The 12498-nt window shown below is 39.0% G+C and carries 13 protein-coding genes; 4 read left to right on the forward strand and 9 right to left on the reverse strand.

Translation table 11 applies throughout. The annotated features are described in order from the left end of the window. Window positions 1–26 precede the first annotated feature (26 nt). Window positions 27–311: a YciI family protein gene (locus tag MKL35_RS03225; RefSeq protein ID WP_032011486.1), complete on the reverse strand. Its 285-nt coding sequence runs from the start codon at window positions 309–311 to the stop codon at window positions 27–29. Between the two features lie 35 nt (window positions 312–346). Next, window positions 347–1249, reverse strand: coding sequence for a DMT family transporter (locus MKL35_RS03230; RefSeq protein WP_106479505.1), 903 nt, complete (start codon window positions 1247–1249; stop codon window positions 347–349). Window positions 1250–1357: 108 nt separating this feature from the next. On the opposite strand from MKL35_RS03230, the gene MKL35_RS03235 reads away from it, so the two are divergent. From MKL35_RS03235 to MKL35_RS03245, 3 genes are all read left to right on the forward strand, one after another. Beyond that, the gene (locus MKL35_RS03235) at window positions 1358–2224 is read left to right on the forward strand and encodes a LysR family transcriptional regulator (protein ID WP_004884623.1); all 867 of its coding nucleotides are present in this window, start codon (window positions 1358–1360) and stop codon (window positions 2222–2224) included. A 145-nt stretch (window positions 2225–2369) separates the two neighbouring features. Beyond that, the gene (locus MKL35_RS03240; protein ID WP_002052287.1) at window positions 2370–2789 is read left to right on the forward strand and encodes a hypothetical protein; all 420 of its coding nucleotides are present in this window, start codon (window positions 2370–2372) and stop codon (window positions 2787–2789) included. 86 nt (window positions 2790–2875) lie between these two features. Beyond that, window positions 2876–3307: a hypothetical protein gene (locus MKL35_RS03245; protein WP_032011483.1), complete on the forward strand. Its 432-nt coding sequence runs from the start codon at window positions 2876–2878 to the stop codon at window positions 3305–3307. 99 nt (window positions 3308–3406) lie between these two features. Here the strand turns inward: MKL35_RS03245 and MKL35_RS03250 are convergent, their stop codons facing one another. Together MKL35_RS03250 and MKL35_RS03255 are read right to left on the reverse strand one after the other, a co-directional pair. Then, window positions 3407–4738, reverse strand: a complete 1332-nt coding sequence (locus MKL35_RS03250) for a S8 family peptidase (protein ID WP_006582579.1) — start codon at window positions 4736–4738, stop codon at window positions 3407–3409. 35 nt (window positions 4739–4773) lie between these two features. After that, complete coding sequence (locus tag MKL35_RS03255; protein WP_031944342.1) at window positions 4774–5082, reverse strand: hypothetical protein; 309 nt, start codon at window positions 5080–5082, stop codon at window positions 4774–4776. A 583-nt stretch (window positions 5083–5665) separates the two neighbouring features. Here MKL35_RS03255 and MKL35_RS03260 point away from each other — a divergent pair. After that, window positions 5666–6400, forward strand: coding sequence for a hypothetical protein (locus MKL35_RS03260; protein ID WP_002052282.1), 735 nt, complete (start codon window positions 5666–5668; stop codon window positions 6398–6400). A 55-nt stretch (window positions 6401–6455) separates the two neighbouring features. Here the strand turns inward: MKL35_RS03260 and astE are convergent, their stop codons facing one another. The 5 genes from astE to MKL35_RS03285 all read right to left on the reverse strand — a co-directional run. Then, a complete protein-coding gene (astE, locus tag MKL35_RS03265) occupies window positions 6456–7433 on the reverse strand; it encodes a succinylglutamate desuccinylase (RefSeq protein WP_032011482.1) in 978 nt (325 codons plus the stop codon). 12 nt (window positions 7434–7445) lie between these two features. Continuing rightward, complete coding sequence (astB, locus tag MKL35_RS03270; protein ID WP_032011481.1) at window positions 7446–8789, reverse strand: N-succinylarginine dihydrolase; 1344 nt, start codon at window positions 8787–8789, stop codon at window positions 7446–7448. Between the two features lie 17 nt (window positions 8790–8806). After that, entirely contained in the window at window positions 8807–10276 is a 1470-nt protein-coding gene (astD, locus tag MKL35_RS03275; RefSeq protein WP_004711744.1) for a succinylglutamate-semialdehyde dehydrogenase, read from the reverse strand. After that, window positions 10276–11307, reverse strand: coding sequence for an arginine N-succinyltransferase (astA, locus tag MKL35_RS03280; protein ID WP_002052326.1), 1032 nt, complete (start codon window positions 11305–11307; stop codon window positions 10276–10278). The genes astD and astA overlap by 1 nt, the downstream gene beginning before the upstream one ends. 18 nt (window positions 11308–11325) lie before the next feature. Beyond that, window positions 11326–12498, reverse strand: a 1173-nt coding sequence (locus MKL35_RS03285; RefSeq protein WP_270912830.1) for an aspartate aminotransferase family protein, incomplete at its 5' end; no start/stop codon positions are given.

Raw genomic sequence — 12498 nt, forward strand, 5'->3', positions numbered from 1 at the left:
CTTTTATAGATCCCTTTATTTTTTAGTTAAACAAACGCTTTAATTTCTTCTAAACTTTTCGATGGCTCAAACCAAATAAAGTCATAATCGGCTACATCATGAATATAAAATGGATCATTTTTCATGATTTCTTCAGCTTCTTGAACCGAAGAGCTTAGAACTAAAATTACCCCACCTACTCTATTTTTTCGGCGCCCCGATGCCAGAAATTTCTTTTGCTCATAGTAATGATCTAAAAAAGCAATATGCTCTTTGAGTACAGCATCAACTTCGGCTAATGGTTTTTTATAGGTCAAGGTAACAACAATCATCTCATTCTCTTAAAGCAAGTAGCGCGTGACATAGCTTATTCGATAGTACGCCTATTGGCCCAATTCATCCATACCAAACTCCCCACAATAATTGCTCCACCCAGCAGCACAATTATTGTGGGTTTTTCATTTAAGAAAACAACTGCCAAACTCATCGCGACAATCGGCGAACAATACAAAAAATTCGATGCAATCGTTAACGGCATATTTTTAAGTACATATCCCCAAAGTACATAAGCCATTGCACTTGGGAAAATACCTAATAGGACAACTGACATATTGGCTTGCCAAGTAGCATGTAAAATTTCACTAGGTAAATGGGCACTATAAAATAGTAAAGGAATGGTCCCGAACCAAATGATGTAGCACATCATGCTCAAGGCATCATAATTTAAGGCAAATTTTTTATATAAATTAAAATAAAGCCCCCATGCAATTGCAGCTAAAACAATCAACAAACTATAAGGGCTCGGCACACCAAAACCATGATCTCCACTAACCACCAACACGGCTCCACAAAGGCCAAGCAAAATGCACAACCACTGTTTGAAACGAATTTTTTCTTTAAAAAGCAAAGCTGAAATAATAAAAGTGAATAGCGGAATAGATTGACTTAAAATGCTGGAAGCAACAGCAGTTACATATTGCTGCCCAGCATTTATAAGCAAATGATGCAGCGTTACAGAGAAAAATCCTAATACACCTAGCGCAGGAACATCTTTCCACTTTAATGGCTGAATTCCTTTTTTCATGACCAAAAGCAGTAAAAAAACTGATGCAATTAAAAAGCGGAGCAAAGCTATATGCTGCGGTGTATATGAATGCAAGGCACTATGTACACCAATAGGTGAATAGCCCCAACAAAAGACAGTAATAGCAATACATAAGTAAAGCTTAAAAGCTGGAGGCTGGGTTTCCGCAGCAAGAGAAATTGCCATGTTAAATCTGCACTAATGAAATGGAACTCTTTCATCATATGCACATAGATAGTTGAATAAAATTAACTTATATTGAGTCAAATATTCATTAAAAGTGAATGATTAAATATGGATATTACCCAGTTAAAAATGTTTCAAACCGTGGTTGAATGCGGGACCATGGTTAAAGCATCACTACAACTACATTGCGTACCCTCCAATATCACTACACGCATTAAGCAGCTTGAAGAAGAACTCGGCGCACCATTGTTTTATCGTGAAGGGAAAGCTTTAAAACTCACCCCATCAGGAGAAATCTTCCTTAGCTATTGCCATAAAATTTTAGCGCTATGCGATGAAGCGAAACGAAGTGTTCACCCTGATGCCCCACCTTCTGGCCCATTGAAAATTGGAGCAATTGAATCTTCTGCTACAACTCGCCTGCCCAATTTACTTGCAAAATATCATCAACGTTTTCCAGAAGTTTCCATTCAAATTATTACTGGCACATGGAAACAATTATTAGTTGATATTTCTCAGCACAAACTTGATGGTGCAATTGTCGCAGGTAATATTGAGTTTCCAATGCTGAATAAACTCAGTATTTACCAAGAAGACATGGTCTTGATTGCATCTCACTCTTTAGGTGAAATTCATTGCCAAGAAGATCTGATTGGTAAAGAAATTTTTATGTGGACTGAAGGCTGCCCTTACCGTGCAGCTTTAGAAGAATGGCTTAAACTCAAGAATATTTCACTTCCCATCACCAGCATTACCAGTTATGCCACGATTATTGGTTGTGTGAGTGCAGGTTCTGGTGTGGCTTTAGTCCCTAAGAGTATTTATGAGCAATATAAAAATTTAGCGCATATTCAAAGCTATAAGTTTGAACATCTTGCCTTTATGCAAAATCACTTTTTCTGGCATAAAAACGTGAGCAACCATAAAGCAAGAGATACGTTTATAGAACTTATCAAGTCTGAATTTTATTTATAGGTCTCAGAAGAGTAAGTCAATTGCTGTTAAATGATGAATTCTCGTAATTAAATCGTATGGGTTTTATCACATGCCTGCACAAGATTTATTTTTAACAGTAAGATCAGCACTTCAACTTTTAAAGTAATTGGGGAGATTGATCCAAATGAAAACCTTACAAGTGTTATGCGTTGCAAGCTCTATACTGGCCTCATCAACCCTTTTTGCTGAAACAACACAGACACAACAAGTAAATGAAGTAGCACCTAAGACGCAACCTTATGGTGACAATCCAAGTTTAGGACGTGTTCTATTATATAAGACAGGAAAAGGCATACAAAATTTAGGAGATTCTATTCAAGGTGCTTCCGAAAACACTTCACAAAAAATTAGTGAAAAATGGCAAAGTACTAAAGAATTTACAGCTGAAAAAGCAGAGGTCGTTCAACAAAAAGCAGATACAGCGAAAGTCTTTACTGAACAGAAAATAGAACAAGCCAAACAAAATATTACTAGTAGCCGAAATGGCCAAAACATACCAATTGAACAAGGCGAGTTAAGCAAATCTAGCACGACGACCAATTAAGATTGAGTTTGAATAGCGCGATCATTTCGCGCTTTTTAAAAAATATAGACATTTAAAAATACTACAAAGAGCGAGGAATGTGCCTTATGAATAGTCAAAAACTTCTCTTTTCAACACTCTGCTGTGTAGCACTAACTGCTTGTGCAACCACAAAATCCGTTTCTTCTTATTCTCAGGCACAAGTTTTAGAACAAGATACTAATATTGAAGCTTATCCCACCACGACAGGTAATGTAGCCAAACTCATTAAACACGATAAACAAGCTTGTATGATTGAATTTACGGGTTATTTAGGTGGTGGCCAAGTTACTGAGCACTGGATTTTTAACAATAAAGGGTTAATTTCAGCTCAATCATTTACGGAGCAATATCCAGATTCTTCTGGCATATTAAGTCAAGCCATCAACTCAACAACGAAAAGTTCAACCACTTTTAATATCCAAGATCCCGAAATTCAAAATAATTTCAAAAAGCTTCAAAGTAATTTTAGTAAAGACAATTTAGCAAAGTGTGATTAAGGCTTTTTCATAAAAAAACTCGTTGCAGAAGTAATCTTTTGCAACGAGCCCTAGCCATTTAAATTTCTTGGACCTAATAAGAAATTATAAATATGCTATTTAGTTAACGGTTAAACCATTGGTTGCCGCCAGTAAATCAATACGTGGGAAAACCAAACCTGTTCTTGAATCTGTAATAGGTTTACCCGTGGTTTTTAAACGATTAATGGTCTGATCAATAGTTTCAGTTGGTGTAACACTGTTTGCTCTTAATAACGCAATTGCGCCAGCCACATGTGGCGTGGCTTGAGAAGTACCTCCCATAGTATAACCACCCGCAGTAATCATTGCCCCTGGTGCCAATAAAGTCACAAGACTGCCCCCGTTACTAAAACATGCCACCTTGTCCGCTGCCGTGGTTGGGTCAGAACATTTCACTGGGTTCCCCCATGAAACACCACCAATATTACTATCATATACAGCACCTACTCTTACCGCTCCAGCAACACAAGCAGGTGAAGAAATACCATCAGGAAATGCATCGTTACCTGATGCAACTACTGGTACTACCCCAGCAGCTCGCGCATTTGCGAACGCCGTTGCATAACTACTATTACTACATTCAGATTTGTATTTAACACCAGGAATACCAAGACTTAAATTGATTGCTTTAATATTGTATGTTTTAGCGTTATTTACTGCCCAGTTAATCCCTGCAAGGATATCGCTATCATAGGCTGAACCTGACCGAAAAACGTCTATTCCAATAATTTTTGTTTTGGTGGCAACTTTAGACACAATCGCTGAAACATTACTACCATGACCATTATCGTCAAGTGAGCCATCATCTGGGGCACTATCAAATGCATAAACGACACGGCACGTACTTGAAGGTGAATTAACTGCTGTACAACCAAAATCCGAATGTAAGTAATTTACCCCCGTATCAAGCACAGCCACACTAGAACCAGTTCCATTAAAGCCTTTGGTATTAGCTTGAGGCTGGTTAATTAAAGGCAAACTTTCCATGGTTGTCGCCTGATTAATCCGGTTTGGATATACAGCCTTAACGTTCGGATCATTAAGCAAATCAACCAAAGCTTCTTTATTACTAATTCGGTAAAAAGCTATAGGTAAATTATTGTAGTCCCGAAGTACTTGTACCCCTACACCACGATTAAACCTTGACTGGATATTCTTTTTATTTGCAGCAATATAATTTCGTCGCTCCAAACCTGTAGCCACACTTTCCGAAGGAATATTGTATTCAACAATAAGATCATTAGATTCATTGGTAACCAAAGCATCTAAGTTAATTTTACCCTGAAATACTTTTTGTTTTGCTGCTTGATTTAACTGCTGTTTGGCACCTTTAGCGTCCAAAGGAACAGCGGATGCAGTTGTACTTAAGATCGTACATAGACCTAATAGAAATAACGTTTTACTTTGCATTATTTTTCTCCGTAGTTTTTCAACTAACAATTTACTTATTTCGCTTTTATTTCATTTGCTGGATCTTTTTCTGGATCAATCGGTTGAATCGAAGGATCACTTTTTGTGTCATAAAAAGGAACAGTATCTTCTGATACGGGTTTGGGTTGAGTTGAATTTAAAGATAAGTTTTTAGGTTGAGCAGGCTCCTTAAGTTTAGAAAGTAAAGATGAAGTGTCTGGTTGTGATGAATTCGACTTGTTTAAAGCAGAATTGAACACCTCAGATGCACCGTTTGTTGGCTTAAAATAGAGAACAACGGCGACTAAGCCGACCAATATGAAAAGGGAAGCAATAATTTTCATCATTTAAGATCTCTGTTATTTTGTTTATAGACATCTATATTTATTTTTGATTATTCGAAATAAAGCACTATTTCTTAAGATATATTTCATGTGAAATTTCTATTTCATGAAATATATAAACATGAGAAAAGCAAAATCATCTTTTCCCGAATAAGCAAAAATACAGTTCTGCCCTTTACGTTTATATTTCTGGCAGAATATGGTTCAAAAAAGCGCCAAAAAGCACCTTATTCTCATAATAAGCAATAACTATGCCGTTATCTCGAATAAAAAATGAAAAAAGAATCATCTTTATAGATATAGAAAAATGGTCATGTTAAATATTTTTGGGTATTTTTATTTTAGAAAAGAAAAAGACGAAAAGTATTTTGCTCGTTTTTAAATCATAAAATATCGGTATCTATTTCACTTTATTATTAATATTTTCTTTTCTCCACAATTTCTCCCTAATGTGTTGAATGACTGTAATGCTGTTGTAACGTTTTGATTAAGGTGATTCCCAAGCGAATCAAGCCTTAGATATGATGCGATTGCGTTTATGAAATACCTCACTAAAAGGGTATATTCTTTGAAGGATATCGCAATGAAAATGATGAAAACAGCTATCGTGACTGCAAGCGTTCTTGCCTCTGCTTCTATTTTTGCACAAAGTGCGGGCATTAATGCGGACGCTTCTGCTCAAGTAAATGTACAACCGGGTGGACTTGTTAGTGGCGTAACAAATACAGTTAAAAATACTGCACATACTGTAGGTAGCACTGCAAAACATGCTGGTCATGTAGCTGCTAACACTACGGTTAAAGCAACTAAAAAAACAACAGGAAAAGTAGCTGAACTTTCTTCTGATGCTGTAACAGGCACTAAACATTTTGCTACTGAAGCAGCAACAGGGACAAAAAATTTAGCGACTAAAGCTGCAACAGGTACTAAAAACTTAGCAGTTGAAGCTAAAGCTGATACAAAAGCACATCTTGATGCAGTAAAAACCAAAGTTGCTGAAAAACAGGCTGAACAAAAAGAATTTAGCGCTGAAAAACAAGCTGATGCTCAAGCACGTGTAGATGCAGTTAAAGCTCGCGTAGCTCAAAATCAAGCAGAGCAAAAAGAATTTGTTGCGGGTACTAAAGCTGATGCTCAAGCACAATTAAATGCAGCTCAACCAGCTCATGCAGTCAACGCTCAAACAGGCGTAAATGTTGGTGTTAATGTTGCTCCGGTTGGAATCAGTGCAAATGCAAACGTAAATGCAGGGGCTCAAGGCTCTACACAAAAAACTGAAAAGAAATCTTTCGTTAAAGGCCTTTTCGGCACTAACTAATTAAAGTTAGCAATAAAAAAGGGCGATTCATCGCCCTTTTTTATTTATCTAAAAATTATGAGTGTGTTTCGGTTAAAACCAAACCTGCACGTAAACCAATCTTCACATTTGGGTTTGGAAATAAAATCCAGACCTGCTCTTGTTCAACTACATAATTACCCGAAGGTTGCATCGCAATGATTTCACCTTGGGTAAATGTCGAAAAGTTCGGAGCCTCAGCCGATAAGTTCATTTGGAAATCCTCATCTTTTTTAATTAAAGAGTCAGATACCTGAAACACTCGAATTTTCGATTTATGCCGCATCGGTAAAGCTTGTTCAGAAACCACATGACGAATGACTTCATCAATTGCAGCAAACTGGCTCAAGTCATTTTGTCCAAATGGCAAGGCTTTACCCAACTCCAAGGTGGCACTCGCAGCTTTAAAGCTCTCACTGGTAAAATGTGTGAAGGTTTTACCTGCAGCGCGGTGATAAACCAAAGCATCTAAATCAGCAGCATCAAGACTTGCTATCAAATCAGCATCGTAGTCATGGGTTTGATAAGGCAATAAAGCAAAGGTTGGTAATAATGAAGCCCGAATTGCCGTATGCAAATCATAGTGATAGCGCTTAGCATCACTCGCACTTTCCTGAAAGAAAGTGGCAACTGCGTGTTCCAAAACTTCAGCTCGCTTAGATTCCTCAGTCACGGGTAGAGTTTTATATCCACCACAAAACATTCGGTTTACATCATCATGCACATAACGCTTACCTTGACGCATTGCATACGGGTTACCTAACACAAGCAGCAACCTCACAGCAAGGTTTAAACGTCCTGCAAATAAATCGGTGCAAAGTTGAGACAACAACTCAATTGGTGCTGTTTCATTACCATGTACCCCAGCTGACAGTACGACAGCTTTGTCGTACTGTACATATGGCGTACATTCAAGAACTCCCTCACCTAACCAACGCCAAGAAAAATTTTCTTGTTTTCCCTCGCGTACTGTAGGTTGCTCACCTTGTAAGGTTAATGCTAGAAAATCTTGCATGTCACCTCCTCATTATTTTTGGAAAGGATAAACCGAACCCAAACCTAAAATTTTAGTGAGTTCATCAAGCGCCATACGGCTTTCCATAAGTAGGTGCGGATCTGCCAAATCTTCTTGAGCTAAACGATCACGATAGTGTTTATCTACCCATTGATTGAGTGTGCCAAATAATTGATCATTCATTAATACTTTTGGATTTACAGCATTTAATTCAGTTTCGTTCAAAGCCACACGTAAACGCAAACATGCTGGTCCACCACCATTACGCATACTTTCACGCAGGTCATATACCTGAATCGCATCAATTGGTGTGCCCATTTGAATCATATCGTTCAAATAGCTCCACACTGCAGCATTTTGGCGAGACTCTTCTGGTACAACAATGGTCATGCCGCCATCTGGACGAGTCAAAATCTGGCTATTAAACAAATAAGTAGCAACAGCATCGTCTACAGTCACGCGGTTTTCAGGTACTTCAATCGAAATAAAATCTTCACCGATGCTTGCCATTTTTTGACGAATTTCAGCAAATGCCTGATCTTGATTTAAGAAAGCATGTTGATGGTGGAATAAAACCTGTTGGTTACTTACCGCAATCACATCGTTATGGAAAACACCCTGATCAATCACATCTGGATTTTGTTGAACAAAAACCGTATGTGCATCATCTAAACGGTGCAAACGCGCAATTGCTTCACTTGCCTCACGCGTCTGACGTGCTGGATAACGCTTTGGTCCCGGTAAACCATTATTTAAATGTTGTTGACCATAAACAAAGACCTGAACACCACGCTTAGCATAATCACCACCTAAACGATTGTGATTTGCTGCCCCTTCATCACCAAACAAAGCCACTTGTGGTAAAGCTTCATGGTGTACAAAGTGCCGTTCATTTTTAAAGATGGCTTGTAAGACTTGGCTTGTAGTTTCAGCTTCAATTGAACGATGAAATTTATTGTTCAGGTTTGCTGCAGTAAAATGCACGCGCTCATCTTGGCTATCAGCCGAAGGTGAAACAGTTGCAGCATTTGCAGTCCACATTGGAGAAGCTGAACTTAAAGATGATAATAGCTCTGGTGAATAGCGCATTGCTTGAGCAACAACACTAATGTCATCTCCAGTAAAACCTAAACGGCGTAGCATTGGAACATGTGGGCGTTCATGCGGAGCAAGTACACCTTGTTTCATTCCCATATCAGACAAGGCTTTCATTTTTAATAAGCCTTGTTTCGCTGCTAATTTTGGATTCGAGGTATTGTTACGGTTTTTGGTTGATGCTTCATTACCAAAAGACAAACCCGCATAGTGATGTGTTGGCCCCACTAAACCATCAAAATTTACTTCATATCCTTTCATTTTTTCTTTCCCTAGTGTTAAGGCAACACAATCCCTGGAGATAATTTTTCTGGCAACGTCAAGCTTTCACTTTCAAGTGAAGCCATTGGCCAAGCACAGTAGTCAGCAGCATAAAACGCACTTGCACGGTGGTTACCCGAAGCTCCAACACCACCAAATGGCGCAGCACTTGAAGCGCCTGTTAATGGTTTGTTCCAGTTCACAATACCGGCACGCGCTTCAATGAGTAAGTCATCAAATAGTTCACGTTTTGGAGAAACCAATCCAACAGACAAACCAAAACGAGTTGCATTGGCAATTTTTAATGCTTCATCAAAACTGTCATAACGTTGAATGGTGGTAAGCGGACCAAAATATTCTTCATCTGGAATACCCGCCACACCTGTTACATCAACAATACCTGGAGTAAGTAGCGAGCTGTCTTCTTGAGGACGCGTCATTAGCAATAAACTTTTGGCACCAAGCTCAAGTAACTTTTGCTGAGCATTCATCATGTTTGTCGCAGCAACTGATGAAATTACACCACCCATAAATGGTTGTTGCTCATCATTCCAACGGCCAACTTTCAGGTTTTTAGCAACCTCAACAAAACGTTGAATAAATGCATCACCTTCAGCGCCATTTTTTACCAAGATACGGCGTGCACACGTACAACGCTGACCTGCCGAAACAAAAGCAGATTGAATAGTGAGATTAACAACCGCATCAATATTTTCAATTTCATCAATAATCAATGCATTATTGCCGCCCATTTCAAGCGCAAGAATTTTCTCAGGCGCACCTGCCATTTGCTTATGCAAGTGGTAACCAGTGTTTGCACTTCCGGTAAACAATAAACCATCAATTTCATGAGAAGCAGCCAAGGCTTCACCAGTAGTACGGCCACCTTGAACTAAGTTCATTACACCATTTGGCAAACCTGCTTGTTGCCAAAGTTTTACAGTTTCTTCAGCAGTCCAAGGCGTTAATTCACTAGGTTTAAACACAACTGTGTTGCCAGCAAGCAAAGCAGGAACGATATGCCCATTTGGTAAATGGCCAGGGAAGTTATATGGGCCAAAAACTGCAAGTACACCATGTGGACGATGACGTAAAGATGCCACACCATCTGCCATTTCAGTTGAGCTTTCGCCAGTACGTTGATGATAAGCACGAATCGAAATCGCAACTTTGCCAATCATTGACTGAACTTCAGTTAACGTTTCCCAAAAAGGCTTACTGGTTTCTTGACTAATTACTTCAGCTAAATGTTTTTTATTTTCTTCAAGCAGCTTTGCAAACTTTTCTACAATTGCAACACGCTCTGCAAAAGCTAAACGTGCCCATGCAGGAAATGCTGTACGTGCGGCTTGGCAAGCTTTTTCAACATCTGCAGCTGTAGCTTCAGTACCTGACCATACAGTTTGGTTATCAACTGGGTTTGTTTTTACAAATGTTGTACCGCTGCCTTGTAACCAGACACCGTTTATAAATAAAGAGTTTGACATCAGGATACTTCCATAGGATTTAGTGATAACACACGAACAGCGTGCCCTTCTTGTACACCGAGTTTTTCAGCTTGTTCATGGTTTAAATTTAGAATGTTATCTACGAGATCAAGCTTCATTAACATAGCCCGATAGTCGTGATAGTTATCATTGGCAACAAGGTATTGTGTTTTACCCACTGTCGCTTCATTAGTAATTTTGACAGTTAAAAATTGGCTTTCTTTAACTGCACGCAACTCATCAATATTGGCTTCAATGGTTGGACCTGCATCAAAAATATCGACATATCCTTGATAACGTAAGCCTTCGGACTCAAGCACATGATAAGCAGGTAAAGTATGTGGATGCATTTTTCCAATCACTTCTTGTGCAGCCTTTGGTAAAAGGTCTACATAGACTGGAAAACGTGGCATAAGTTCCGCAATAAAAACTTTTTGGCCAATACCACTTAAATAATCTGCTGTGGAGAAATCCATATTGAAAAAATGGTGCCCAATCGCATCCCAAAAAGGTGAACAACCATTTTCATCAGAAAAACCACGCATCTCGGCAATAAGTTTTTTCTCAAAATATTGCTTAAATGCTGCGATAAACATAAAACGGATTTTTGATAAGAATTTACCGTTTTGGTTTTCACGACGTTCCGGATCTAAAAATAATGTGCAGAGCTCACTACTTCCCGTTCGATCATTACTTAAAAATAAAGTCGGTAATGCTTTATAGACATTTAATGCTTTTGAAGCATGTACTTGGGTTCCAACATGAAAGTTATACCAAGGTTCGATTAAACCCACAGCAACTTCAATTGCACTCACCCCAATAACACGTTGAGCTTCTGTATCCTCAAGAACAAACAAATAACCCTGTTCGCTCTTATGAACATTACCATTTAAAGTATTGCGAGTACGCGAAATTCGAGCCGAAAGCGTATCCATATTTTGTGGCAAGGAAGTCAAGCCAACACCTGACTTACCTGCTAATTTATAAATATCTTCAAGGTCTCGAAACTCGGCATGACGGACAATCATCATGGCTAGCTTTCCTTTTTTTTATTTAGCCAACTTTGCCAAAGCTCTTTTTAAACGAGCTATCCCTTCATCAATATCTTGTTCAGGAATAATGAGTGAAGGTGTGAAACGAACTACGTTAGGCCCTGCGATTAAAGCAAGTAAACCTTCTTCACCTGCCCAAGTCGTAATATCTTTTGCTTTACCTGCATATTCAGCTTTTAATACGCAACCAATCAATAAACCTTGACCACGAATTTCATCAAAAACTTGATATTCAGCATTTAACGTATTTAACGCATCAAGGAAATATTGATGACGGTGTTTCACGCCTTCAAGTACTTCTGGTGTATTAATAAACTCAAAGACTGCGCCTGCAACTGCACTTGCCAGCGGGTTACCGCCATAAGTCGTACCGTGTGTACCCACTGAAAAATGCGGCGCAAATTTATCAGTTGTTAGCATTGCACCGACAGGGAAACCACCGCCCAGTGCTTTTGCAGTAGTGAGTACATCTGGAGTCACACCGTAGTTCATGTAAGCATAAAGTGCACCTGTACGACCGACACCTGTTTGCACTTCATCAAAAATAAGTAAGGCACCGAACTGATCACACAGTGCACGTAAACCTTTTAAAAATTCGATATCAGCAGGAATTACCCCACCCTCACCTTGTACAGGCTCTACAATTACTGCACAGGTTTGCTCATTAATAACTGCTTTAGCCGCTTCTAAATCATTATAAGCAACATGGCTAATGCCGTTTGGAAGTGGTGCAAAGTCTTGTGAATATTTTGGCTGACCACCAGCCGAAACGGTAAATAAAGTACGGCCGTGAAACGCATTGTTAAATGCCACAATACCGCTTTTACCTGCGACACCGCTGTCGAGTCCAACTTTACGAGCAAGCTTTAATGCTGCTTCATTTGCTTCTGCACCTGAGTTACAGAAGAATACTTTGTCTGCAAATGTATTTTCAGTGAGTTGTTTAGCAAGACGCAGTACGGGTTCATTGGTATAACCATTGCCGACATGCCAAAGTTTTTTTGCTTGTTCTGTTAACGCATTGACTGCCACTGGATGCGCATGACCTAATGCATTTACTGCAATCCCGCCTGCAAAATCGATATATTCTTTATTTTCTTGATCCCAGATACGTGAACCTTCACCACGTACCGGAATGAAATTTGCCGGTGCAAATACTGGAACCATCCA

The sequence above is a fragment of the Acinetobacter sp. AOR41_HL genome (assembly GCF_027854645.1).
GTDB lineage: Bacteria > Pseudomonadota > Gammaproteobacteria > Pseudomonadales > Moraxellaceae > Acinetobacter > Acinetobacter nosocomialis.